The following is a 25,926-nucleotide window of genomic DNA, read 5'->3' as shown; positions in this document are numbered from 1 at the left end:
GGCCTTGCGTCGCGATGGGCTGCAAAGCAGCCCTAATTCTGCAATTTAAGACATTTCCTACGCACTTTTAAGGTGCGACTTACATATCCCTCCCCCTCGAAACATCCTGCAATTGCCATTATTTTGCCCGCGCAAACGTTCAACTTCGGCGAAAGTTATACCGATGCGACATCCATGTACGCTCGTACCACCTTTCTGGCGCCAACTATCCTTCTGAGTGTTGCATTGGGAACAGCCCCTGCATAAGTATCCTCAGGTCGGCTCACGAGGCCACCTCAATCAAAAATGACAACAATGAGGCCACCATGCTCAAACACGCAGTCATTCCGTTCCTGCTAGGCGCAGGTTTGCTGGCCGGCGCCCCGCTCGCCCACGCAGCGTCCAACCTAGTGTTCTGCTCCGAAGGCAGCCCGGCCGGCTTCGACCCAGGGCAATACACAACGGGAACCGACTTCGACGCCTCGGCCGAGACCGTGTTCAACCGCCTGACCCAGTTCGAACGCGGCGGTACCGCCGTGATCCCGGGCCTGGCGACTAAATGGGAAGTGTCCGACGACGGCAAGACCTACACCTTCCACCTGCGCGAAGGGGTCAAGTTCCACACCACCGACTACTTCAAGCCGACCCGCACATTCAATGCCGATGACGTGCTGTTCACGTTCAACCGCATGCTCGACAAGAACCACCCGTTCCGTAAGGCCTACCCCACCGAGTTCCCCTACTTCACCGACATGGGCATGGACAAGAACATCGCCAAGCTCGAGAAGGTCGACGAGCACACCGTGCGCTTCACCCTCAACGACGTGGACGCCGCGTTCATCCAGAACCTGGCGATGAGCTTCGCCTCCATCCAGTCAGCCGAGTACGCCGACCAGCTGCTGAAAGAAGGCAAGCCCGCCGACCTCAACCAGAAACCGATCGGCACCGGCCCATTCGTGTTCAGCAAGTACCAAAAAGACGCGCAAATCCGCTTCAAGGGCAACAAGGACTACTGGAAACCCGAGGACGTGAAGCTCGACAACCTGATCTTCGCCATCACCACCGATGCCTCGGTGCGCATGCAGAAGCTCAAGAAAGGTGAGTGCCAGGTCACGCTGTTCCCGCGCCCGGCCGACATCGAGCCACTCAAGGCCGACAAGAGCCTGCAGATGCCGCAACAGGCCGGCTTCAACCTCGGCTACATCGCCTACAACGTGATGGACAAGATCAAGGGCAGCAGCGTGCCCAACCCTATGGCCAAGCTCGAAGTGCGTCAGGCACTGGACATGGCGGTGGACAAGAAGAAGATCATCGAATCGGTTTACCAGGGTGCCGGCCAGCTGGCGGTAAACGGCATGCCGCCCACCCAGTGGTCCTATGACGACAGCATCAAGGACGCCCCCTACGACCCGGAAAAGGCCAAGCAGCTGCTCAAGCAAGCCGGCATCCCGGAGGGCACCGAGATCACCCTGTGGGCCATGCCCGTGCAACGCCCGTACAACCCCAATGCCAAGCTGATGGCCGAAATGCTGCAATCGGACTGGGCCAAGATCGGCATCAAGGCGAAGATCGTCAGCTATGAATGGGGCGAATATATCAAGCGCTCCAAAGGCGGCGAACAGGGCGCCATGCTGATCGGCTGGAGCGGCGACAACGGTGACCCGGACAACTGGCTAGGTACCCTGTACGGCTGTGATGCGATCGACGGCAACAACTTCTCCAAGTGGTGCTACAAGCCCTACGACGACCTGATCAAACAGGCCAAAGCCACCTCCGACCCCGCCAAACGCACTGAGCTGTACCAACAGGCGCAGCACATCCTCAAGCAGCAGGTGCCGATCACCCCGATCGCCCACTCCACCGTGTACCAGCCCATGAGTGTCAAGGTGAAGGACTTCAAGATCAGCCCGTTCTCGCTGAATGCCTTCTACGGCGTCAGCGTGGACAAATAATAGGGTAGCCCCCGGCACCCGCCGCGCGGCGGGTGCCTGCCCGACCACAGCCAAACCCCCATCACGCCTGCCTGCTGCTACCCGCAGCGGGATAGGCAACCTGTTGCCGTCATTCGTACCCCGAGGCGGCGAAACAGACGAACAAGGACACGCCATGCGCCATGCCACCGCCCTTTCGACCCTACTCGCGCTGGGCCTGATGAGCCAATCCCCGGCCCTGCTCGCGAAAAACCTGGTGTTCTGTTCCGAAGGCAGCCCGGCTGGTTTCGACACCGCCCAGTACACCAGCGCCACCGACAACGACGCCGCCGAGCCGATCTATAACCGCCTGGTCGAATTCGAACGCGGCGGCACTGCCGTGCACCCGGCCCTGGCAACCAAATGGGACATCTCCGAGGATGGCCTGCGCTACACCTTCCACCTGCGCGAGGGCGTGAAGTTCCACGCCAACAGGGCGTTTACCCCAGGCCGCGACTTCAATGCCGACGACGTGTTGTTCACCTTCAACCGCATGCTCGACAAGGGCCACCCGTTCCGGCTGGCCTACCCCACCGAGTTCCCCTACTTCGTCAGCATGGGCCTGGACAAGAACATCGCCCGCATCGAGAAGGCCGGCCCGCTGACCGTGGTGTTCACCCTGAACAAGGTCGACGCCGCGTTCATCCAGAACCTTGCCATGAGCTTCGCGTCCATCCTGTCTGCCGAATACGCCGAGCAGCTGATGACCCGCGGGCGCCCCAGCGACATCAACCAGCAACCCATCGGCACCGGGCCGTTCGTGTTCCAGCGCTACCAGAAGGACGCGCAGATCCGCTTCAAGGGCAACAAGGACTATTGGGCACCGGACGAGGTGAAGATCGACAACCTGGTGTTCTCGATCAACACCGACCCTTCGGTGCGCATCCAGAAGCTGCGCCGCAACGAATGCCAGGTCACCTTGCACCCTCGGCCGGCCGACCTGCCGGCGCTCAAGGCCGACAAGACACTCGACGTGCTGCAACGGCCCGGCTTCAACCTCGGCTACATCGCCTACAACACCCAGCACCCGCCCTTCGACCGCCTGGAAGTGCGCCAGGCCATGGACATGGCGGTCAACAAGCAGGCGATCCTGCAGGCGGTGTATCAGGACTCCGGGCAACGGGCGGTGAACGCCATGCCGCCCACCCAATGGTCCTACGACGACAGTCTCAAGGACGCCCCCTTCGACCCAGCAAAAGCCAAGCAACTGCTCAAGCAGGCCGGGGTCAAGGACGGCACCGAAGTCACCCTATGGGCCATGCCGGTACAGCGCCCGTACAACCCCAACGCCAAGCTCATGGCCGAGATGCTCCAGGCCGACTGGAACAAGCTGGGCTTCAAGGTGCGCATCGTCAGCTACGAATGGGGCGAGTACCTCAAGCGCATGAAAAGCGGCGAGCACGACATCGCCCTGATTGGCTGGACCGGCGACAACGGCGACCCCGACAACTGGCTCGGCACCCTCTACAACTGCGACGCCATCGGCAGCAACAACTACTCCCTGTGGTGCGACCCGCAGTACGACAGCCTGGTCAAGCAGGCCAAGCAGGTGACCGACCGCGAACAGCGCACCGCCCTCTACCGCCAGGCCCAGCAACGGCTCAAGCAACAGGTGCCGATTACCCCGGTGGCGCATTCCACGGTGAACCAGCCGATCAGTGTCAAGGTTTCCGATTTCAAGGTCAGCCCCTTTGGCCGCAATGATTTTTCCGGTGTGAGTGTTGATTAGGCATTAACCAGTACCGGCCTCTTCGCGGGTCAAGCCCGCTCCCACAGGTTCCCCACTACCAGCAGTTACCTGTGGGAGCGGGCTTGACCCGCGAAGAGGCCGGCACTGGCAACACACCTCCCCCTGATTAGCCCGGCAACCCCAGGCAAACCTGGCAACACCGCAGCAATAAACCCGGCTCACAAGGCCGGTAATAACTAGAAAAAGGAAAGGGAGCTTTCACCTTGAGAATATTCACCTCAACCGCACTGGCCTTAACCATCGGCAGCTTTTGCTCCGTGGTCGAAGCCGACCCTCAGCGCCAGGACTATGTCCCGCTCACCCTCAAGACCGGCAGCGAACAGGAACAAGCTACTGGCTTCATCGACGGCCAGCGCCTGTCCGGCTCGACCCGCAACTGGTACGCCCGCGAGCGCGCCGCCCGCGGCCCGTTGTGGAAGTACTACAAAAGCGACGGCACCCGCCACGACACCCACAGCCGCGAGAACTGGCTGCAAGGCACCATCCTCAACTACAGCTCGGGCTTTACCCAAGGCACCGTGGGCTTTGCCGTCGAAGCGGCCGGCTACAACGCCGTTGCCCTGCTACAGAACCGTAAGGCGATTGCTGGCCCCAACAACCGCACATTGACCCACAGCGACGGCGACCCTATCGACCAGTGGAGCAAACTGGGCCTGGCCAACATCAAGGCCCGCGTGTCCAACACCACCCTGACCATCGGCCGCCTGTCGATGGATACGCCGATGATGGCCTACATTGGCAACCGAGCCCTGCCCTCGAGTTTCGAAGGCGCGCTCTTGCACAGCGCCGAGTTCGACAACCTGTCGTTTGACTTTGCGACCTTCGACCGCGTTTCCCCGCGCACCGAGCAAAGCCTCAGCAAGTTCCGCACCGAGTACAGCGCCACGGGCGTGGAAACCGACCACGCCAGCACCACCGGGGTCAACTACCAGCCGTTCAAGAGCCTGACCACCAGCCTGTACGCCACCAAGGTCGACGACTTCTGGAACCAGTACTACTTCGGCGCCAACCACGTGCTGGGCGACAGCGCAGTACTTAGCCTGAACACCGGTCTGAACTACTACAAGACCGTGGACGAAGGCAGCAAGAAGATGGGGGAGATCGACAACGACACCTACAGCCTTTCGCTTGGCCTGACGCACCAGGCCCACACACTCTCGGCCAACTGGCAGCAGGTCAACGGCAACGAGTACTTCGACTACCTGCACGAAACCAACGGCATCTACCTGGCCAACTCGCTGCTCTCGGACTTCAACGGCCCCAACGAGAAATCCCTGCAGATTTCCTATGTGCTGAACATGGCGCCCTACGGCGTGCCGGGCCTGAAGTTCAACCTGTACAACGCCCGCGGCTGGGGCATCGACGGCACGCACTACCGCGGCACCGCCTATGACGTGAAGGGGATGGACGGCGAGACCCACTACGAGTGGGGCATCGGCACCAGCTACGCGGTGCAGAGCGGCCCGCTGAAGGACACCAGCATCCGCGCCACCTACACCGCACACCGCGCCAGCAAGGCCCAGGCCGATGGCAGCCTGGACGAGTTCCGCGTGGTGACCACCATTCCGTTCAACATCCTCTGACCCATGACGCCACGGCCTGCTTCGCCCACTGAAAAAAACAGGCCGTGGCGGCTACGCTGGAATCAAAGCTAGCAGGGAGTATTCATGAAATCGCTACCGCTCCGCGCTGCCCTGGCAGCGCTCATCCTGGGCAGCGCCGCGCCGCTTGCGGCCAAGCCGCTGGTGGTGTGTACCGAAGCCAGCCCCGAGGGCTTCGATGTCGTCCAGTACACCACGGGCGTGACGTTCGATGCCTCGTCCGAAACCCTGTTCAACCGCCTGGTCGATTTCACCCCCGGGACGACCGACATCCGGCCGGCCCTGGCGGAACGCTGGGACATCTCCGCTGATGGCCTGACGTACACCTTCCACCTGCGCCAGGGGGTGAAGTTCCACACCACCGACTACTTCACGCCCACCCGCGACTTCAATGCCGACGACGTGCTGTGGAGCCTGCGCCGCCAACTGGACCCACAACACCCCTGGCACGACAAGACCAGCGTCGGCTACCCGTATTTCGAAAGCATGGCCTTTGGCAAATTGCTCAAGTCGGTGGACAAGACTGACGACCACACCGTGGTGATCACCCTCACCCGCCCGGAAGCACCGTTTCTACGTGACATGGCCATGGGTTTCACCTCGATCTACTCAGCCGAATACGGCGACCAGTTGCTGAAGGCAGGTAAGACAGGCGACCTCAACAGCAAGCCGATCGGCACCGGCCCGTTCATCTTCCAGCGCTACAGCAAGGACGCACAGGTCCGCTATAAGGCCAACCCAGACTACTTCCGTGGCAAGCCACCGGCCGATGCCCTGATCTTTGCCATCGCCAGCGACAGCAACGTCCGCCTGCAGAAGCTACGCGCCAATGAATGCCAGGTAGCGCTGTACCCCAAGCCCGAGGACGTGCCGTCGATCAAGGCAGACCCTAAGCTCAAGATCGCCAACACCGAAGCACTGGTTACCGGCTACATCGCCATGAACACCGAGCACAAATACCTCAGCGATGTGCGGGTGCGCAAAGCCATCGACATGGCCTTCGACCGCCAGTCCCACGTCGATCAGCTGTTCGGCAAAGGCAACGCCCTGGTCGCTATCAACCCCTACCCGCCGTCAATGATCGGCTTCAACCGCGACAACAAAAACCCGCCCCGCGACCTGGACAAGGCACGTGCGTTGCTCAAGGAGGCCGGTGTACCGGAGGGTACGGTCATTACCCTGTTCACCCGCAACGGCGGCGGCCCGACCAACCCCAACCCGCGGCTGTCCGCCGAGATGTTGCAATCAGACCTGGCCAAGGTCGGCATCAAGCTCGACATCCGCGTCATGGAGTGGGCCGAGATGCTGCGCCGGGCAAAAAAAGGCGAAGCCGACCTGGTGTCCACCGGCTGGGCCAGCGACAACGGCGACCCAGACAATTTCCTCACCCCGCTGCTCAGCTGCGAGGCGGCGAAAAATGGCGAGAACTACGCGCGCTGGTGCAACTCGAAATTCCAGGCGTTGATCACCCAAGCCCGCGAGGTGATCGATAACGACGCGCGTGCAAGGCTCTATAGCGAGGCATTGAAGGTGTACGATGACGACCAACCCTGGATCAGCATGGCCCACCCGAAGGTGTTTACCGCCATGCGTGACAACGTGGAGGGTTACGTGATCAACCCTCTGACCAACAACAACTTCGCCACCACCCGGGTGAAGTAGAAAAACAACGACCGCCGGCAGCCCACACGGGGACCGGCGGCACTGCCGTGGCGTGCTGACTGCCGCCAGGCCTGAAGAGGTAACCCCGACAATGTTGAGTTTTATTGCCCGGCGCCTGGGCCTGCTGATCCCGACCTTCTTCGGTATCACCTTGCTCACCTTCGCGCTCATACGCCTGATCCCCGGCGACCCGGTGGAAGTGATGATGGGCGAGCGCAGGGTCGACCCCGAAATGCACGCCCAGGCCATGGAGCGCCTGGGCCTGAACAAGCCGCTGCCGGTCCAGTACCTGGACTATGTGGGCAAGCTCGCCCAGGGTGACTTGGGCGAATCGCTGCGTACCCGCGAGAGCGTGTGGACCGAATTCCTCACCCTGTTCCCCGCCACCTTGGAGCTGGCCTTCGCCGCCCTGCTGTTCGCCGGCATCGTCGGCCTGCTGGCCGGGGTGATCGCGGCACTGAAGCGAGGCTCGCTGTTCGATCATGGGGTGATGGGCATCTCGCTCGCTGGCTACTCCATGCCGATTTTCTGGTGGGGCCTGATCCTGATCATGTTCTTCTCGGTCAGCCTGGGCTGGACGCCGGTGTCCGGGCGCATCGACCTGCTCTACGACATCGAGCCGAAAACCGGCTTCATGCTGATCGACACCCTGCTCAGCGACGAAGAAGGCGCGTTCAAGGATGCAGTAATGCACCTGATCCTGCCGGCCATCGTGCTGGGCACCATTCCGCTGGCGGTGATCGCTCGCATGACCCGCTCGTCGATGCTCGAAGTACTGCGCGAAGACTACATTCGCACCGCCCGCGCCAAGGGCCTGTCGCCCGCCCGCGTGGTATTCGTGCACGGCCTGCGTAACGCGCTGATCCCGGTGCTCACCGTGTTTGGCCTGCAAGTCGGCACGCTGCTGGCCGGCGCCGTGCTGACCGAAACCATCTTTTCCTGGCCGGGCATCGGTAAATGGCTGATCGAAGCCATCGGTGCCCGTGACTACCCCGTGGTCCAGAACGGCATCCTGTTGATCGCCTGCCTGGTGATTCTGGTCAACTTCGTCGTGGACATCCTCTACGGCCTGGCCAACCCACGCATCCGTCATCAGCGCTGAGGCCTTCGCCATGACTAGCCCGATTGCAAAATCCGTCGCACCGGCCAGCCCGGTGGACCAAAGCCTGCTCTACCCCTCGCCGTACAAGGAATTCTGGCACGCCTTCTCGCGCAACAAAGGCGCTGTGATGGGCCTGGCCTTCATGTGCCTGGTGGTGTTCTGCGCCTTGTTCGCCCCTTGGGTCGCACCGCATGACCCGAGCGAGCAGTACCGCGACTTCCTGCTGACCCCGCCGGTGTGGCTCGAAGGCGGTACCTGGCAGTTCATCCTCGGCACCGACGAACTGGGCCGCGACCTGCTGTCGCGCTTGATCCAGGGCGCCCGGCTGTCATTGCTGATCGGCCTGTCGTCGGTGGTGATGTCGCTGATCCCGGGGATTCTGCTGGGCCTGCTGGCCGGCTTCTTCCCGAACTTCCTCGGCCCCTCGATCATGCGCCTGATGGACGTGATGCTGGCCCTGCCCTCGCTGCTGCTGGCCGTGGCCATCGTCGCCATCCTCGGCCCTGGCCTGATCAACACCGTGATCGCCATCGCCATCGTCTCGCTGCCTGCCTATGTGCGCCTGACCCGCGCCGCAGTGATGGGCGAACTCAACCGTGACTACGTCACCGCCGCCCGCCTGGCCGGTGCCAGCTTGCCACGGCTGATGTTCGTCACCGTGCTGCCCAACTGCATGGCGCCGTTGATCGTGCAGGCCACCTTGAGTTTCTCCTCGGCGATCCTCGACGCCGCGGCTCTGGGCTTCCTCGGCCTGGGCGTACAACCGCCCACCCCCGAGTGGGGCACCATGCTGGCCTCGGCCCGCGACTACATCGAGCGGGCCTGGTGGGTGGTGAGCCTGCCGGGTGTGACCATTCTGCTCAGCGTGCTGGCAATCAACCTGATGGGCGACGGACTGCGCGATGCGCTGGACCCGAAACTCAAGAACGCCGCCTGAGGAGAACGCCATGTCACTGTTGCAGATCAACAACCTCAATGTGCGCTTCGGCGACGCCCATGCAGTACCGGTGGTGGACGGCCTGGACCTGGCCGTGGATGCCGGTGAGATCCTGGCCATTGTCGGCGAGTCCGGCTCGGGCAAATCCGTGACCATGATGGCCCTGATGGGCCTGATCGACGCCCCCGGGCGCATCACCGCCGATGCCATGACGTTCAATGGCACCGACATGCTCAGGCTCAGCGGCCGCCAGCGGCGCAAGGTGGTGGGCAAGGACATCGCCATGGTCTTCCAGGACCCGATGACCGCGCTCAACCCGAGCTTCACCGTGGGCTACCAGATCGAAGAAGTGCTGCGCCAGCACCTGGGCCTGAAGGGCAAGGCTGCGCGCCAGCGGGCCCTGGAACTGTTGAAAAAGGTCGAAATCCCCGCCGCGGAAAGCCGCCTGGACGCGTATCCGCACCAGCTGTCTGGCGGCATGAGCCAGCGCGTGGCGATCGCCATGGCGATTGCCGGCGAACCCAAGCTGCTGATCGCCGACGAACCTACCACCGCCCTTGATGTGACCATTCAGGCGCAGATCATGGAGCTGCTGGTCAACCTGCAGAAAGAGCGCAACATGGCGCTCATTCTCATTACCCATGACCTGGCCGTAGTGGCTGAAACCGCCCGGCGCGTGTGTGTGATGTACGCCGGGCAAGCGGTAGAAGTGGGCCAGGTGCCCGAGCTGTTCGACGTCCCCGCCCACCCCTACAGCGAAGCCCTGCTGGCGGCGATCCCCGAGCACAGCCTGGGCGCCGAGCGCCTGGCCACCCTGCCCGGCATCGTCCCTGGCCGTTACGACCGGCCGCAAGGTTGCCTGCTGTCGCCGCGCTGCCCGTACGTGCAGGACAACTGCCGGCAACAGCGCCCGCCCCTCGCCAAGCAGGCTCATAGCCTGGTGCGTTGCTTCTACCCGCTGAACCAGGAGGTGGCGTGATGGCCGTCGTACTTACTGCCCGCGAGCTGACTCGCCATTACGAAGTGTCCCGCGGCCTGTTCAAGGGCCACGCCCTGGTGCGTGCGCTCAATGGCGTATCGTTCGAACTGGAGGCCGGCAAGACCCTGGCTGTGGTCGGTGAATCCGGCTGTGGCAAATCGACCCTGGCCCGCGCCCTGACCTTGATCGAAGAGCCCTCCTCCGGCTCGTTGCAGATCGCCGGCACCGAGGTCACAGGCGCCAGCAAGGCCGAGCGCAAGCAATTGCGCCGCGATGTGCAGATGGTCTTCCAGAGCCCGTATGCCTCGCTGAACCCGCGCCAGAAGATCGGCGACCAATTGGCCGAGCCACTGCTGATCAATACCTCGCTGAGCAAGGCCGAGCGGCGCGAAAAAGTGCAGAAGATGATGGAGCAGGTCGGCTTGCGACCCGAGCACTACCAGCGCTACCCGCACATGTTCTCGGGGGGGCAGCGCCAGCGCATCGCCCTGGCCCGGGCCATGATGCTGCAGCCCAAGGTGCTGGTGGCGGACGAGCCGACCTCTGCACTCGACGTGTCGATCCAGGCGCAGGTGCTGAACCTGTTCATGGACCTGCAGAAGGAATTCAACACCGCTTACGTATTCATCTCGCACAACCTGGCGGTGGTGCGGCATGTGGCGGATCAGGTGTTGGTGATGTACCTGGGGCGGCCGGCGGAGATGGGGCCGAAAGCGGATATCTACGAGAAGCCGCTGCACCCTTATACCCAGGCATTGCTGTCGGCAACACCGGCGATTCATCCGGACCCGTTGAAGCCTAAGATTCGCATTGCGGGGGAATTGCCCAACCCGTTGAACCCGCCGGATGGCTGCGCGTTTCACAAGCGTTGCCCGTATGCGACGGAGCGGTGTGGTGTTGAAGTGCCGGCGTTTCGGCAGGTGGGAAGCAGACAAGTCGCCTGTCACTATGCCGAGCAATTTCTCTAGTTCGGTGTGACATTCAATCGCCGGCAAGCCGGCTCCCACAAGTACGGCGAAGGCTTTAAACCTGCGCCGCACCGGTGGGAGCCGGCTTGCCGGCGATGGGCCGCAAAGCGGCCCCACATTCTCAATGCATGAATATCGCGATCAGGATGATCACCGGAATCGGTACCCCAAGCATCCACAGCAGTAATGAGCGCATGTTGTTTCTCCTTCCTTAACGTTGAATGCTTCGATGGGTCGTGTAGGCCACGCCTTCCCCTTCCAGCCACAGCACGCGATCACGCTGACGGCCACCGAACAACGCAGCCAGGCTGGCAAAGAACGCACCGCAGAGCAGCGCAACGAAGGTCCACAGCGCGGTCCAGGCCGCCACTTTTGCCGCCGTATCAGCCGCCTGTTTTGCCTGCACCTTGGCCTGCTGCACTTGGGCGTACACTTCATCTACCCGTGCTTCGGCTTCCGCCTGGCTCAAGCGGGTACGCTGGGCCACCAATTGCGCGAGATACGCGCGGTCACCTTCAGCCAGCGTGCCACCCTGCGCGATGGACTTGGCCAGGATGCGCGCCGCTACGCCGTTGGCAGCATCGTCGCTGACCGCTGCCGGGCCATCGCTACGGAACAGGCTGTCGACGAAGTAACCATTGGCATCAGGCTTGGGCGCCATGCTCGCAGCCGCCCCAACCGCCGTCGCCCCGGCCTGCACGCCCGCACCGGCCAAACCACCGACGGTGCCAACGATCAGCATGGCCGCAACCAGCGTGGCCACTGCCCAGGCGAGGAAGCCATGGGCCGTGTCGCGGAAATACACTTCATCGCCATGCAGATTGGCCCACTTCACCCGCAGCCGGCCGGCGATATAGCCGCCCAGGCCTGAAGCGAGAATCTGCGTCAACAACAACCAGATGATCGCCGACACGCCCAAGGTCTGGGCGCTGGCACCTTCATCTGCCCAGGGCGAAGTGGCAGCAAAGCCAAGCCCCGCACCGAGCACCACTAGGATCAAAGACAGCGCGGCAGCAGCAGCGGCACCCGCGAAGATGGCCGCCCAGGACACGCCTGAACGATTCTGGGAATCGACATACGGATATTCGGCAGAGGGGATCATGGTTTTTCGCCTTTATTGTGAGCATCGGGACCAGTCGCGTGATGATCGGTGCAGAGCCCGTGCCACATGTGACAAAAAATGACTTTCAACCGAATCAACGGGTTAGCTCAAACGTGTTTCCTAGAGTCGTGCAAAACACCCGGATTGCTCGAACAGGCTCAGGGTTTATGCAATGTCCTCTGGCCGCGCCCACTGGCTTGCCTACCGCCCCTGCCCCCGGCACTATTTGCCAATGCGTTCGAACACCCCCGCCGACGGCCCCGAACAGACGCCCATCACCGCCGAGACCGTGATGCGCTATCACCTGTGCTGGAAGCACCGCGACCTCGACGGCGTCATTGCGCTGTATCACCCAGACGTGCGGTACCACGACTTCTTCCAGAACCGCGAGCTCGGTTTCAACGAACTGCGCGACTACGTGCGCGCCAGCCTGCCGCAGGAAGCGGGTGAAGATATCGTCCATAGCGACCGCATCCGCATCGATGGCTGCACTGCCTTCATCCAGTACCAAGTCACCGTGCAAGGCGGCGAAGGCCTGGTCGCGTTCCAGTCCAGCGAGGCCATCACCGTCAAGGATGGCCTGATCTGGCGGGTCAACGAGTACGCCACGCTGGTGCGACAGCAGGGCAAGGGCCTGACCAACGCCAGCCCGCGACCGGCCACCAGCCGCCTCGGGCTTTCGCCGCGCCAGCTGTCGACCATGGCCCAGGACCTGGAGCACTACTTCCAGCGTCAACGCCCCTACCTCGACCCGGAACTGGACCTGCAACAGGTCGCCGATGCCAGCGGCTACAGCCGCAACCAGATCTCCTACCTGCTCAACCAGGTGCTGGGCCAAAGCTTCTACCGCTACGTCAACCAAGCGCGCCTGCAGCACCTGATGGCCAGCCTGGACGACAATACTGCCCAGGCTCCGATCGACGACCTGGCGTTCAGCGCGGGCTTCAATTCGCTGTCGGCGTTCTACAAGTGCTTCCGCGAACACACGGGGCTCACGCCCAAGGCCTACCTCAAGCAAATTTCCCTGCGTGCACGCACGTAGGACAGCCCTCCCCCAACGCCACTAGCATCGCCCGCAGACCTTGACGGATTGTGGAGCCGAACCTGATGCAACCCCTGCGCACGCTCAGCCTGTGGATGGACCAGCTCGACGAGCCGCTGTGTGCCCGCCCGGCGCTGCGCGAAGACCTCGAGGTCGACGTCTGCATCATTGGCGCCGGCTACACCGGCCTGTGGACCGCGTACTACCTCAAGCGCCAGGCCCCTCACCTGAACATCGCGGTGATCGAGGCCAACATCGCAGGCTTCGGTGCCTCCGGGCGCAACGGCGGCTGGCTGATGGGCAACCTGCTCGGCGAAGACCGCCTGCTCGCCACCCTGTCGCCGCAGCAACGCCGCGCCAGCATCGACCTGCTGCACGGCATCCCCGATGAAGTGCACACCGTGCTGCAACGCGAGGCCATCGACTGCGACTACCGCAAAGGCGGCGTGCTGTATTGCGCAGCCCGCTACCCGGAACAGGAGCGCAGCCTGCGTGCCTACCTCGACGACCTGTACCGCCAGGGCATGACCGAGGATGACTACCGCTGGCTGCGCCCCGAACAGCTGGACGCGCAGTTGCGGGTGAGCAACGCCTACGGCGCGATCTACAGCCCGCACACCGCAACCATCCAGCCGGCCAAGCTGGTGCGTGGCCTGGCGCGTGCGGTGGAGGCGCTGGGCGTACCGATCTACGAGAACACACCCGCCGTCGACTGGCAGCCCGGTGAAGTACGCGCACCGCTGGCGCGCGTGCGCTGCCAGTGGACAGTGCCTGCCGTCGAGGGCTACGCCGCCAGCCTGCCACCGCTGGGCAAGCATCAACTGCCGGTGCAGAGCTTGCTGGTGGCGACCGAACCGCTACCCGAATCGACCTGGGAGCAGATTGGCCTTGCCCAGGGCCAGGCCTTCAGCGAAAGCAGCCGCCAGGTCACCTACGGCCAGCGCACTGCCGACAACCGCCTGGTGTTCGGCGCCCGCGGCGGCTACCGCTTCGGTGGCCGCCTGCGCGAAGACTTCACCCTGAACGAGGCCGAAGTGGAACTGCGCCGCTACCTGTTCGGCGAGCTGTTTCCGCAGCTCAAGCACGTGCGCATCACCCATTCCTGGGGCGGCAACCTGGGCATGGCGCGGCGTTTCCGCCCACACATGCTGTGTGACCGACAGCGCGGCATTGCCCTGGCTGGCGGCTACGGCGGCGAAGGGGTCGGCGCCACCAACCTCGGCGGGCGCACCCTGGCTGCGCTGATTCTGGGCCAGCACAACGAACTGACCGCTCAACCCTGGGTGCTCGACAACCGCCCCGTGTCGAGCCTCGCCGCCTGGCCCCCCGAACCCTGCCGCTGGCTGGGCTACAACGCGATCATCCAGAGTTTCGTCCACGAGGACCGCACCCTCGCCAACCCCGCCAGCGCGCCGTGGAGGCGGCGTCTGGCCAGCTCCCTTGCAGACTTCATGGAAGGCTTCATGCACTGACTTCCCTTTCACCTACACAGGATCCACCGGTCATGAGCATCACCCAGTTCAAAGACACCGACAGCGCCGTGCTGGACAGCTCCAACCCGGTCGCAGTCCCGCTCGGCGAGCCTGTTGCAGTGGCTTCGGTCACCTGCGTGGAGCGCGATGATGGCGTCGAAACCGGCATCTGGGAGTGCACACCCGGGCGCTGGCGACGGCAGATCGTGCAGCAGGAGTTCTGCCACATCATCAAGGGCCGCTGCACCTTCACCCCCGACGGCGGCGAGCCCCTCTACATAGAAGCCGGAGACGCACTGATGCTACCGGCCAACAGCATGGGTATCTGGGACATCCAGGAGACCGTGCGCAAGACCTACGTACTGATTTTCTGATCCGCTAATCGCCTGCCTTCGATAACAACAGACAAAGCAAGGTAAACCCGACATGCGCACCCTCCTTCTCGCACCCCTGATGCTGGCCGCCAGCGTGGCCAGCGCCGCCGACACGGTGAAGATCTACAACTGGTCCAGCTACGTCGCCCCCGACACCCTGAAGAACTTCCAGCAAGCCACCGGCATCGTGCCTACCTACGACGTGTACGACAGCAACGAAACCCTCGACGGCAAGCTGATGACCGGCAATTCCGGCTACGACGTGGTGTTCCCCTCCAACCACTTCATGGCCCGGCAGGTCCAGGGCAAGGCGCTGAAGCGCCTCGACAAGTCGCAGCTGCCCAACTGGCACAACCTCAACCCGGTGCTGCTCAAGGCGTTGGAAGTGAACGACCCGGGTAACCAGTACGGCTTCCCGTACCTGTGGGGCAGCACCGGCATCGGCTACAACATCGACAAGGTCAAGGCGGTGCTTGGCGACAACGCGCCGGTGGACTCGTGGGACCTGATCTTCAAGCCCGAGTACATGAGCAAGTTGAAAAGCTGCGGGGTCGCGGTGCTGGACAACGGCCCGGAACTGCTGCCGATCGCCTTGCACTACCTGGGCTTGCCGCATCACAGCCAGGACCCGAAGGATTACGAGAAAGCCAAGGACTTGCTGATGAAGGTGCGGCCGTACATCAGCTACTTCCATTCATCCAAGTACACGGGCGACCTGGCCAATGGCGATATCTGCGTGGTGGTCGGCTTCTCGGGTGACGTACTGCAGGCAAAGAACCGCGCCGATGAAGCGAAGAACGGGGTGAAGGTGGGGTATTCGATCCCGAAGGAAGGCGCGCCGATGTGGTTCGACATGGTCGCCATGCCGGCCGATGCGCCGGATGAGAAGGCGGGCTATGCCTACATGAACTACCTGCTGCAGCCGGAGGTGATGGCCAACATCAGCAACCATGTGCAGTACGCCAACGGCAACCTCAAGGCAGACGGGCAGGTGGACCCGGCCATGAAGGGCAATACGATGATCTACCCCAGTGACGAGGTGATGGGCAAGCTGTATGCGCTGGAAGCGATGCCGGCCAAGATCGACCGCATCCGGACGCGGATCTGGACCAGCATCAAGGCAGGCAATTGAGGTAGTTACAACCTTCACTGGCCTCATCGCCGGCAAGCCGGCTCCCACAAGGCCTGCGCAGGCTCAACGGCTTGTGCAATACCTGTGGGAGCCGGCTTGCCGGCGATGAGGCCAGGTCAGTCACCTCAAGGTTCTGCCCTGGCCTGATCGATCAGTGGTGTTCGCGGGTAGCGCGGAACTTGACGTCCGGCCAGCGCTCTTCCATCAGCGACAGGTTGACCCGGGTCGGCGCCAGGTAGGTCAGGTGACCGCCACCGTCGATGGCCAGGTTCTCCATGGCCTTGGTCTGGAATTCCTCAAGCTTCTTCTTGTCGTCACAGCTGATCCAGCGCGCGGACCACACAGTGATCGGCTCGTAGGCGCATTCGACCTTGTACTCTTCCTTCAGGCGGCTGGCGACCACGTCGAACTGCAGCACACCGACCGCACCGAGGATGATGTCGTTGCTGCGCTCGGGGAAGAACACCTGGGTCGCGCCCTCTTCGGCCAGCTGCTGCAGGCCCTGACGCAACTGCTTGGACTTGAGCGGGTCTTTCAGGCGCACGCGGCGGAACAGCTCTGGAGCGAAGTGCGGAATACCGGTGAAGCCCAGCGCCTCGCCTTCGGTGAAGGTGTCGCCGATCTGGATGGTGCCGTGGTTGTGCAGGCCGATGATGTCGCCAGCAAAGGCTTCTTCCAACTGCTCGCGCTCGGAAGAGAAGAAGGTCAGCGCGTCACCGATGCGCAGGTCCTTACCGGTACGCACGTGACGCATTTTCATGCCCTTCTCGTACTTGCCCGAGCAGATGCGCATGAAAGCGATACGGTCGCGGTGTTTCGGGTCCATGTTCGCCTGGATCTTGAACACGAAGCCTGTGAACTTCTCTTCCACCGGCTCCACGGTACGCTCGTGGGCCACACGGGCCAGCGGGCGCGGCGCCCAGTCGACAACAGCGTCGAGCACATGGTCGACACCGAAGTTGCCCAGTGCGGTACCGAAGAACACCGGCGTCAACTGGCCGTTGATGAACTCGTCCTGATCGAATTCATGGCAAGCGCCCTGAACCAGCTCAAGCTGTTCGAGGAAGCGATCATACTCGTCACCCAGGTGCGCACGGGCTTCATCGGAATCGAGCTTCTCGATGATCTTGACCTCAGTACGCTCATGGCCGTGGCCCGGGGTGTAGACGATGATGTAGTCGCCGGCCAGGTGGTACACGCCCTTGAAATCGCGGTAGCAACCGATCGGCCAGGTGATCGGCGCGGCCTTGATCTTCAGAACGGCTTCGATCTCGTCGAGCAGTTCGATCGGGTCGCGGATGTCACGGTCGAGTTTGTTGATGAAGCTGACGATGGGCGTGTCGCGCAGGCGGCAGACATCCATCAGGGCGATGGTGCGCGGCTCTACACCTTTACCGCCGTCGAGCACCATCAGCGCCGAGTCCACTGCGGTCAGGGTGCGGTAGGTGTCTTCCGAGAAGTCTTCGTGGCCGGGGGTGTCGAGCAGGTTGATCATGTGCTCGCGGTACGGGAACTGCATCACCGAGGTGGTGATCGAGATGCCGCGCTGCTTCTCCATTTCCATCCAGTCGGAGGTGGCGTGGCGGTCGGACTTGCGCGACTTCACGGTACCGGCGACGGCAATGGCCTTGCCCATCAGCAGGAGCTTCTCGGTGATGGTGGTCTTACCGGCGTCGGGGTGGGAAATAATGGCGAAAGTGCGGCGCTTCGCGACTTCGGCGGCCTGGTTGGTCATGGGAAATCGCCTGACTGGGGGATTCAAAAAGGGGCGATATCATACCTGAAGTTGGGCGGGGACCAAAACTGGAGGAATGAGTGGTGCCTGTGCCCGCGAATAGGCCGGCACAGTCAATACAAATTCAGAAGGCAAACGCTTTATCACGACAAAAGGCCACAGGCCAGTTATTTCAACGCCTCCAGCGCGTTAAGTCGCTGTTTTTTCTCGCCATATTTCATATCCACCAGTGATTAACACTGGCCAAATGCCGCCTCAGATGGGAACCTTTACGCCCTCGGAGACGTCCACTCCCCTGCAACCCGCTTCGGTTGGGGACTGGTTTCATCAGCTTTTTCGGGCCCGACGGGGTTCGGCTCATGGCCTGATCGCAGCCTTCGGTTGCTTCACGCTGCTACTCGCGAACACACCACTCGCTGCCAGGTATGGCCGGCCAAAAAAAGAGTGTGCTCGCCGACAACACAAGGAGTCCGCCTGTGGCTACACGCTACGGAAAAGGGCTGTTGGGATGCGCCACCGTGCTCGTCATCCTGGCCCTGCTGATCCACTGGATCGGCATCGACACGATCGCGCGTTACCGCGACGATCTTGGGTTCTACCTGCAAGCGCACCTGATACTGGTGCTGGCTTCGATGGCGGCGGCGTTGGCCGTGGGCATCCCCGCTGGCATTGCGCTAAGTCGGCCGCACCGGGTCGACAAAGCCGAGCGCTTCATGCAGTTCTTCAACGTTGGCAACACCATCCCCCCGCTGGCCGTTCTGGCCATCGCGCTCAGTATCCTGGGCATCGGCGCCGGGCCCGCGATCTTCGCGCTGTTCCTCGCCTCCCTCCTGCCCATCGTGCGCAACACCTACGAAGGCCTGAAAAACGTCCCCGCCTCGCTCAAGGAAGCCGCCACCGGCATCGGCATGACCCCGCGCCAGCAACTGTGGCAGGTGGAACTGCCCAACGCCGTGCCGATCATCGTCGGCGGTGTGCGTGTGGCCCTGGCGCTGAACGTGGGCACCGCGCCCCTGGCATTCCTGATTGGCGCCAACAGCCTGGGCAGCCTGATTTTCCCTGGCATTGCCCTGAACAACCAGCCGCAGCTGCTGCTGGGCGCCGCGTGTACGGCGCTGCTGGCATTGCTGCTCGACGCCCTGGTGAGCTTCTCCAGTAAGCGCTGGCTGGAACGTGGCCTGGCCCAATAAGACGAGGGAACGTATGAAGAAGAGAATCGCCTTGCTGCTCGGCGCAGCCCTGCTGTTTGCAGGTGTTGCCCAGGCAGCGGACAAACCGCTGGTCCGTATCGGCGCGCGGGTGTTCACCGAACAGACCGTGCTTGCCGAAATCACCGCCCAATACCTGCGCGCCAACGGCTTCGATGTGCGCGTGACCACCGGCCTTGGCAGCAGCATTGCACGCCAGGCCCAGGAAACCGGCCAGCTCGACCTGATGTGGGAGTACACCGGTGTGTCGTTGGTGTCGTACAACCACATCGATGAACGCATGCCAAACGCCGAAGCCACCTACGCCAAGGTCAAAGCGCTTGATGCGAAAAAAGACCTGATCTGGCTGACCCCGTCGAAATTCAGCAACACCTATGCCCTTGGCCTGCCAAAACAGGTCGCCGAGGCCTACCCGCAGGTGAATACGATCAGCGACCTCAACCAGGTGCTACGTGACGAAAGCAAACGCAACCACCTGGTAGCCCTGGACACCGAGTTCGCCAATCGCCCGGACGGCCTGGTCGGCCTCAAAGCCATGTACGACCTGCAAGTCGGCAGGGCCAACATCCGCCAGATGGACGCGGGGCTGGTTTACACCGCCATGCACAACAACCAAGTGTTCGCCGGGCTGGTCTACACCACCGACGGGCGCCTGAACGCGTTCGACCTCAAGTTGCTCGAAGACGACAAGCACTACTTCCCTGACTACACCGCCGCGCCTGTCGTGCGCAAAGCCGTGCTCGACGCCAACCCGCAACTGGCCACCCTGCTCAAACCGCTGGCCGAGCAGCTCGACGACGAGACCATGCGCCAGCTCAACGCCAAGGTCGACGTCGAACACCAGAACCCGACCGCCGTGGCCGCAGCCTTCCTGCGTGAACACCCCTTGAAGGAGGTACAGCCATGAGCCTGCTCGACACCTTCGCCCACCTCGATTGGGCCCAGGTCCTGCAATTGACCTGGCAGCACATCATGTTGGTCGGCATTGCCGTCAGCCTGGCCATCCTCGTCGGCGTGCCACTGGGCATCCTGATGACTCGCTTCCCGGCCGTCGCCGGCCCCCTGCAAGCCAGTGCCACGGTGCTGCTGACCATCCCCTCGATCGCCCTGTTCGGCCTGCTGCTGCCGTTCTATTCCAAGTTCGGCCAGGGCCTCGGCCCGCTGCCGGCGATCACCGCCGTGTTCCTTTATTCACTGCTGCCGATTCTGCGCAACACCTACCTGGCGCTGACCAACGTCGAGCCCGGCATCCGTGAAGCCGCACGCGGCATCGGCATGACCTTCGGCCAGCGCCTGCGCATGGTCGAGCTGCCCATCGCGGTGCCGGTGATCCTGGCCGGCGTGCGCACCGCCGTGGTGATGAACATCGGCGTGATGACCATTGCCGCGACCATCGGTGCCGGCGGCCTGGGTGTCCTCATCCTGACCTCCATCAGCCGCAGCGACATGTCGATGCTGCTGGTCGGCGCCGTATTGGTCAGCCTGCTGGCGATCATCGCCGACCTGCTGCTGCAAACCCTGCAACGTGCCCTGACTCCAGAAGGACTGCGCTCATGATCGAACTCAAGAACCTCAGCAAAACCTTCAACGTCAACGGCAAGGACGTCAAAGCCGTCGACGCGGTCAACCTCACCGTCAACGAGGGCGAAATCTGCGTGTTCCTCGGCCCCTCGGGCTGCGGCAAGAGCACCACGCTGAAGATGATCAACCGCCTGATCACGCCCACCTCCGGCCAGGTGTTCATCAATGGCGAAGACACCAGCGCGCTGGACGAAGTGACCCTGCGCCGGCGCATCGGCTACGTGATCCAGCAGATCGGCCTGTTCCCCAACATGACCATCGAAGAGAACATCACCGTGGTCCCGCGCCTGCTGGGTTGGGACAAGCAGAAGTGCCACGACCGCGCCCGCGAGCTGATGCACATGATCAAGCTTGAACCCAAGCAGTACCTGCAGCGCTACCCACGGGAACTGTCCGGTGGCCAGCAGCAGCGTATTGGCGTAATCCGTGCACTGGCGGCCGAGGCCCCGGTGCTGTTGATGGACGAGCCGTTCGGCGCGGTCGACCCGATCAACCGCGAGATGATCCAGAACGAGTTCTTCGAGATGCAGCGGGCGCTGAACAAGACCGTGATCATGGTCAGCCATGACATCGACGAAGCAATCAAGCTGGGCGACAAGATCGCCATCTTCCGTGCCGGCAAGCTGTTGCAGCTGGACCACCCGGACACCCTGCTGGCGCACCCGGTGGATGATTTCGTCAGCAACTTCGTCGGCCAGGACAGCACATTGAAACGCCTGCTGCTGGTGCGCGCCGAGGATGCGGCAGACAACGCACCGTCGGTAAGCCCGGAGACGCCGGTGAGCGATGCGCTGGAGCTGCTGGACGAGCACGACCGCCGCTATGTGGTAGTGACCGATGCGCAGAACAAGGCGATGGGCTATGTGCGCCGGCGCGACATGCACCGCCAGCAAGGGACCTGCGGCGACTTCCTGCGCCAATTCAACGCCACGGCCTCGCACGATGAGCATTTGCGCATCCTGCTGTCACGGATGTACGAGTTCAATCGGGCGTGGTTGCCGGTGCTGGATGCCGAGCAGGTGTTTTTGGGCGAGGTGACGCAGGAGTCGATTGCGGCTTACCTGAGCTCGGGGCGTTCGCGGGGGGCGAAGACTTCGATCGTGTCGCCGGCTGAGGCGGTGGTTTCCTGATAGCAGGGAGCGCCTTGCGCTCCAATCGCCGGCAAGCCGGCTCCCACAGGTACTGCGCCAGCCTGAGGATTGGCGCGTATCCTGTGGGAGCCGGCTTGCCGGCGATTGGGGCACAGCAGGTATCAGAACCCTACACTGGCCTGCACATAGAACGTCCGCGGCTCACCCACATAAATGCCCGCATTGTTATCGCTGGAGCGGGTGAAGTACTGCTTGTCGAACAGGTTCTTCACCCCCGCCGCCAGCGTCAGGTTGGACAGCTTCGGCCCGAAGTCGTACCCACCGCGGGCATGCCAGGTCACGTAGCCCGGAATGTCGCCATACTGCCCATCGGCGCTCGGCTCGGTGATGTAGTCGCCATTGAAGCTGCCATCGGCATTGATACCGGTACCCGGCGCGCGCTGCTTGGATTGCGCGTAGGCGTCCAGGTTCCAGGTCCAGTGGTTGACCGCGTAACGCACGCCGGCAGTGGCCACCTGGCGTGAATAGAACGGCAGATCACGGCCCTTGAAGCCAGGAATCTCCCCCTCGTAAGTCGCGCGGGTATAGGTATAGCCGCCATTGACCGACAGCCCCTCCAGCCGCGCATCCAGCCCGGCCAGGTCATAACGCACCGACGCCTCGATCCCTTGGTGCTTGGTGGCACCCAAGTTGGTCCAGCCGACATCGTTGCTGATGTACTGCAGCTCGTCATCGAAGTCGATATAGAACGCTGTCAGCTCACCGGCGAAGCCGCCATTGTCATAACGCGTACCGACCTCGTAGGTCTTGGCCTTTTCCGGCTCCAGGCCATTGGCCGTGCTGTTGCCGGTGCCGCCCTGGCCCAGCTGGAAGTACTGCAGGCTGCCGAACGAGGTCTCGTAGTTGGCGAACACCTTCCAGGCATCGGAGAGGTGGTACATCACACTCAGCGCCGGCAGCGGCTCGTTGCTGGTGATGCTGCGCTTTTTCTCCGCCACCGGGCGGTTGTTGGCGTCCAGCACCGGGCGGTCGCGCCAGTCGGTGTTGATGTGCTCAAAACGCACACCCGGGGTGATGGTCCAGTTGCCGACGTCGATCTTGTCATCGATGTAGTAGGCGCTGGCTTCGGTGCCGCCGCTGCGGTCCTGGAACACGTGGCCGTCGGAGGTCGGGGTCGACGTCGGTACGTTGTCGATCAGCGCCAAGCGGGTCGACTGCTCGCGCATGGCTTCTTTCAGGTAGCGATAGCCAACACTGACTTCCTGGGTGGTCGGGCCGGCGAAGAAGATCCGCGACACCCGCGGCTCGATGGCGAAGGTGTGGTAGTTGCGCGGGTACGAGGACAAGGTCTTCATGTCACGCGAGGCGATGGCACTGCCGCGAAAACTGTCGGTGTAGTAGGTCAGCACTTCGAACTGGGTGGCGTCGTCGAGCTGGCGCTGCCACTTGAACGACACGTCTTTGCGCCGGCCGGCAAAGTAGTCGTAGTCACGCAGCGACTTGTACGGGTTGCTGTCGTACTGAGCCTGGGTCAGGCCACCGGGCATGTCGGCACGGCCATCGTAGTAGTGGAAGTTGAGCCAGAACTCGTCGACGTCGGTCGGCGCCCAGTGGGTCTTGAGGATGACGTCGTCGATGTCATTGCCGTTGTTGCTCTCGCGGTAGCCGTTGCCGTTCACCCCGGTGTACAACAGCGCAACGCCCATGCCGTTGTCGGCGGTGCCGCCGACGAAGGCCGATTCGGTGTGCTTCCAGCCGCCGTGCTGCGAGGTTTCCAGGGTGGTGGAAAGTTGTGCCGAGGCCTGCTCCGGTATTGCCCGGGTGACGAAGTTGATCACCCCGCCGACATTCTGCGGGCCATAGCGCACAGAGCCGGCACCGCGCACCACGTCGATGCTGTCGAGGTTGCCCGAAGAAATCGGCGCCATCGACAACTGCGGCTGGCCATAGGGGGCGAAGGCAGCCGGGATGCCATCGATCAACACGGTCGAGCGTGGCGACAAACGCGAGGTCAGGCCGCGCACGCCAACGTTCAGGGACAGGTCGCTGCCACCGGTGCCGTTGGAATCCTGCACCTGCACGCCGGGGATACCGCGCAGCACGTCGCGCACGTTCATCGCGCCCTTCTCCACCATGGCCTCACGCCGCACCACAGTGCGCGCGCCAGGGTGGTTCTGGACCACGGCCTGGTCGGCATCGCCCAGCCAGTCGCCGACGACTTTGATGTCGGTGGGCGCCAGCTCCAGGCTGCTGCCCAGGTCGAGCGTGGTGGGCAGTGGCTTGACCACCACGGTGTCCTGCGACACCTCGAACGTCAGCCCGCTGCCTTGCAGCAACTGTTGCAGCGCCTGCACCGGCGCCAGGTTGCCGGACACTGCCGGGGCCTGCTTACCGGCCACAAGCTCCGGGCTGTAGAACAGCTGCAGGTTGGTTTGCTGGCCCAGCTGGCTCAGCGCCGAAGCCAGCGGTTGCGCCTGGATCTGAATCGCAGTGCCGGCCTGCTCGGCCTGGCTGTTGACGGCCACCGCACTGACCGCAAGGGCCAGCGCCAGGGCGCGCACGCGTGGGAAAGGCTTGTTGTTGTTCACGTCGTCAAGACATCCTGAAGTTCGGGATAAACGCCAACCGCATGCAAATGGAAATGCTTGGCAGTTGCAGCTGGCGAGGAAGACGAACGGGCTGAAAAAAACCTGAATCTATTTCGCGATTATTTCGCGAGAACCGTCTTCATGGGCTTTGATGGCCACCGGCAGGATGCTCGGCAAGGCGCGCAACAAGGCATCGGTGTCGTCGCTGCTGAAGGTGCTGGACAGGCGCAACTGCGCTACCTTGCCGGGGGCTACGCGCAGCGGCTCGGTGCGGTAGCGCGACACTTCGGCCACCACCTCGGCCAGGGTGGCGTTGTCGAACACCAGCTTGCCCTGGCGCCAGGCGGTGAGCGCGGCGGCATTGACCGCGTAGGGAGGCGTCACCTGGCCTTGTGCATCTATATGCGCGCCTAGGCCGGCCGTCAGTTGTGCCTGAGAGGCATCCTTGCCCTGCACACGTACCGAGCCCTGCTCCACCGCCACCCGGGTGGCGGCCGGGTCCAGGCGCACATCGAAGCGGGTGCCGGTGACGGTCACGCGGCCTTGGGCGGTATCGACCACAAATGGACGGCTGCTGTCGTGGGCCACGATGAACATGGCTTCGCCGGCATTCAGCTGGATGTGCCGACGCCCCGCGCTGAAATCGACCTGCAGTTGCGTGCCGCCGTTCAGCGTCAGTTGCGACCCATCCGGCAACGCGACCTGCCGCCGTTCTGCAAAGGCGGTCTGCAACTGGCCTTGGTGGTTGAGGCGCTGGTACTGCCAGCCACTCCAGCCCAAGCCCAGGGCAACCACCGCCACCCCGGCCGCCAATGCCTGGCGTACCAGGCGCCGGCGCGGCAGTTGATGCACCGATTCTGGTTGGCACAGCGCCTCGAGACGCTGGCGCGGAATGAAGTCGGCGGCGCGCCACAGGCTGGCAAGCTGCTCGAATTCATCGCGATGGCGCGGGTCCGCTGCCAGCCAGGTGTGCAAGCGCGCCTGCAGCTCGGCATCCCGCGGCGCATCCTGCACGCGGGCGAACCATTCGGCTGCCTGCTCGCGGACGGTGTCGGTGCCGTGCTGTTTCATCGAAAAGGTCTCCTGACTCATCATCCCGACACATCCAGGTGTTCACGCAGGTGTCGGAGCGTGCGGATCATATACTTTTCGACCATGTTCTTGCTCAAGCCCATGCACTGGGCGATCTCGGCCTGGGTCAGGCCTTCAAGCTTCTGCCAGATGAACACCCGGCGACAGTTGAGGGGCAATTCGGCCAACGCCCGTTCGACGCTGTCGGCCAGCTCCAGGGCGTGCACGTAGGCTTCGGGGTCGCCGCTGCTGCTTGTGCTGGTTTCATCGAACACTTCCAGCGCCTGACGCCGGTCCTCGCGGCGAAAACCATCCACGGCAATGTTGCGGGCCGTCTGGTGCAAGTAGGCGCGTGGCTGCTCGACCTGCTCGCGGGGGTTCTCCAGAACCCTGACGAAGGCATCGTGCGTGAGGTCCTCGGCCTGCTGGCGACTGCGCAGCTTGCGCGTCCAGGTGCCGATCAGCTCATGGTAGTGGTCGAGGAAGCCTTTGTGTGCGGACACGGTGGGGGTCGTCAGGGAGGCAGACAAGGGTGCGAATAGTAATGTTTCTCATCAAAACCGGCAAATCCGCCAGTCGGTA

21 protein-coding genes are annotated in these 25,926 nt (G+C 63.0%); 16 read left to right on the top strand and 5 right to left on the bottom strand.

Annotated elements, in window-relative coordinates:
* Positions 1-305 precede the first annotated feature (305 nt).
* The 8 genes from LOY53_RS04620 to LOY53_RS04585 all read left to right on the top strand — a co-directional run bounded on the left by LOY53_RS04620 (position 306) and on the right by LOY53_RS04585 (position 10,948).
* Positions 306-1,931, top strand: a complete 1,626-nt coding sequence (locus LOY53_RS04620) for an ABC transporter substrate-binding protein (protein WP_252826768.1) — start codon at positions 306-308, stop codon at positions 1,929-1,931.
* Positions 1,932-2,085: 154 nt separating this feature from the next.
* On the top strand, positions 2,086-3,678 hold the full coding sequence (locus tag LOY53_RS04615; protein WP_258703655.1) for an ABC transporter substrate-binding protein: 1,593 nt from the start codon (positions 2,086-2,088) through the stop codon (positions 3,676-3,678).
* A 224-nt stretch (positions 3,679-3,902) separates the two neighbouring features.
* Entirely contained in the window at positions 3,903-5,282 is a 1,380-nt protein-coding gene (locus tag LOY53_RS04610) for an OprD family porin (RefSeq protein WP_258703654.1), read from the top strand.
* 84 nt (positions 5,283-5,366) lie between these two features.
* Positions 5,367-6,962, top strand: a complete 1,596-nt coding sequence (locus tag LOY53_RS04605; RefSeq protein ID WP_258703653.1) for an ABC transporter substrate-binding protein — start codon at positions 5,367-5,369, stop codon at positions 6,960-6,962.
* A gap of 91 nt (positions 6,963-7,053) precedes the next feature.
* Entirely contained in the window at positions 7,054-8,064 is a 1,011-nt protein-coding gene (locus LOY53_RS04600) for an ABC transporter permease subunit (protein WP_016485006.1), read from the top strand.
* A 10-nt stretch (positions 8,065-8,074) separates the two neighbouring features.
* Positions 8,075-9,001, top strand: a complete 927-nt coding sequence (locus tag LOY53_RS04595; protein WP_099428383.1) for an ABC transporter permease subunit — start codon at positions 8,075-8,077, stop codon at positions 8,999-9,001.
* Between the two features lie 10 nt (positions 9,002-9,011).
* Complete coding sequence (locus LOY53_RS04590; RefSeq protein WP_258703652.1) at positions 9,012-9,980, top strand: ABC transporter ATP-binding protein; 969 nt, start codon at positions 9,012-9,014, stop codon at positions 9,978-9,980.
* Positions 9,980-10,948 carry a peptide ABC transporter ATP-binding protein gene (locus LOY53_RS04585; protein WP_252826761.1) on the top strand — a complete coding sequence of 323 codons (969 nt, stop codon included), beginning with the start codon at positions 9,980-9,982 and terminating at the stop codon, positions 10,946-10,948. Before LOY53_RS04590 ends, LOY53_RS04585 begins: the two co-directional genes overlap by 1 nt.
* Positions 10,949-11,159: 211 nt before the next feature.
* Here LOY53_RS04585 and LOY53_RS04580 read toward each other — a convergent pair whose 3' ends face one another.
* Positions 11,160-12,050: a hypothetical protein gene (locus tag LOY53_RS04580; protein WP_252826760.1), complete on the bottom strand. Its 891-nt coding sequence runs from the start codon at positions 12,048-12,050 to the stop codon at positions 11,160-11,162.
* A 232-nt stretch (positions 12,051-12,282) separates the two neighbouring features.
* On the opposite strand from LOY53_RS04580, the gene LOY53_RS04575 reads away from it, so the two are divergent.
* The 4 genes from LOY53_RS04575 to LOY53_RS04560 all read left to right on the top strand — a co-directional run bounded on the left by LOY53_RS04575 (position 12,283) and on the right by LOY53_RS04560 (position 16,070).
* Positions 12,283-13,092: a nuclear transport factor 2 family protein gene (locus tag LOY53_RS04575; protein WP_258703651.1), complete on the top strand. Its 810-nt coding sequence runs from the start codon at positions 12,283-12,285 to the stop codon at positions 13,090-13,092.
* A gap of 65 nt (positions 13,093-13,157) precedes the next feature.
* The gene (locus LOY53_RS04570) at positions 13,158-14,564 is read left to right on the top strand and encodes an FAD-binding oxidoreductase (RefSeq protein WP_252826758.1); all 1,407 of its coding nucleotides are present in this window, start codon (positions 13,158-13,160) and stop codon (positions 14,562-14,564) included.
* A gap of 32 nt (positions 14,565-14,596) precedes the next feature.
* Entirely contained in the window at positions 14,597-14,938 is a 342-nt protein-coding gene (locus tag LOY53_RS04565) for a cupin domain-containing protein (RefSeq protein ID WP_252826757.1), read from the top strand.
* 52 nt (positions 14,939-14,990) lie between these two features.
* A complete protein-coding gene (locus tag LOY53_RS04560) occupies positions 14,991-16,070 on the top strand; it encodes a polyamine ABC transporter substrate-binding protein (RefSeq protein WP_258703650.1) in 1,080 nt (359 codons plus the stop codon).
* Between the two features lie 151 nt (positions 16,071-16,221).
* On the opposite strand, the gene LOY53_RS04555 is transcribed toward LOY53_RS04560, so the two are convergent.
* Entirely contained in the window at positions 16,222-17,805 is a 1,584-nt protein-coding gene (locus tag LOY53_RS04555) for a peptide chain release factor 3 (RefSeq protein WP_027595568.1), read from the bottom strand.
* A 476-nt stretch (positions 17,806-18,281) separates the two neighbouring features.
* Between LOY53_RS04555 and LOY53_RS04550 the strand changes: the two genes are divergently transcribed.
* Genes LOY53_RS04550 through LOY53_RS04535 form a run of 4 tightly spaced genes read left to right on the top strand, consistent with a single transcriptional unit; the run spans position 18,282 to position 21,724 of the window.
* Positions 18,282-18,995 (top strand): ABC transporter permease, encoded by a 714-nt coding sequence (locus LOY53_RS04550; protein WP_027595567.1) that lies wholly within the window; start codon positions 18,282-18,284, stop codon positions 18,993-18,995.
* Positions 18,996-19,008: 13 nt separating this feature from the next.
* Positions 19,009-19,920 (top strand): glycine betaine ABC transporter substrate-binding protein, encoded by a 912-nt coding sequence (locus LOY53_RS04545; RefSeq protein ID WP_252826755.1) that lies wholly within the window; start codon positions 19,009-19,011, stop codon positions 19,918-19,920.
* Complete coding sequence (locus tag LOY53_RS04540) at positions 19,917-20,570, top strand: ABC transporter permease (protein WP_008090677.1); 654 nt, start codon at positions 19,917-19,919, stop codon at positions 20,568-20,570. The genes LOY53_RS04545 and LOY53_RS04540 overlap by 4 nt, the downstream gene beginning before the upstream one ends.
* Positions 20,567-21,724 (top strand): betaine/proline/choline family ABC transporter ATP-binding protein, encoded by a 1,158-nt coding sequence (locus tag LOY53_RS04535; RefSeq protein WP_027595565.1) that lies wholly within the window; start codon positions 20,567-20,569, stop codon positions 21,722-21,724. The genes LOY53_RS04540 and LOY53_RS04535 overlap by 4 nt, the downstream gene beginning before the upstream one ends.
* Before the next feature lie 122 nt (positions 21,725-21,846).
* On the opposite strand, the gene LOY53_RS04530 is transcribed toward LOY53_RS04535, so the two are convergent.
* The 3 genes from LOY53_RS04530 to LOY53_RS04520 form a co-directional block, all read right to left on the bottom strand.
* Positions 21,847-24,273: a TonB-dependent receptor gene (locus tag LOY53_RS04530; RefSeq protein ID WP_258703649.1), complete on the bottom strand. Its 2,427-nt coding sequence runs from the start codon at positions 24,271-24,273 to the stop codon at positions 21,847-21,849.
* Between the two features lie 108 nt (positions 24,274-24,381).
* Positions 24,382-25,344, bottom strand: a complete 963-nt coding sequence (locus LOY53_RS04525) for a FecR family protein (RefSeq protein WP_252826753.1) — start codon at positions 25,342-25,344, stop codon at positions 24,382-24,384.
* Positions 25,345-25,364: 20 nt separating this feature from the next.
* Positions 25,365-25,847: a sigma-70 family RNA polymerase sigma factor gene (locus LOY53_RS04520; RefSeq protein WP_258703648.1), complete on the bottom strand. Its 483-nt coding sequence runs from the start codon at positions 25,845-25,847 to the stop codon at positions 25,365-25,367.
* Positions 25,848-25,926: the final 79 nt, after the last annotated feature.

The organism is Pseudomonas sp. B21-031, assembly GCF_024748985.1.
Classification (GTDB): domain Bacteria; phylum Pseudomonadota; class Gammaproteobacteria; order Pseudomonadales; family Pseudomonadaceae; genus Aquipseudomonas; species Aquipseudomonas kermanshahensis.
Note: the sequence above shows the minus strand (reverse complement) of the source record. Positions and strands in the feature narration are given on the sequence as shown.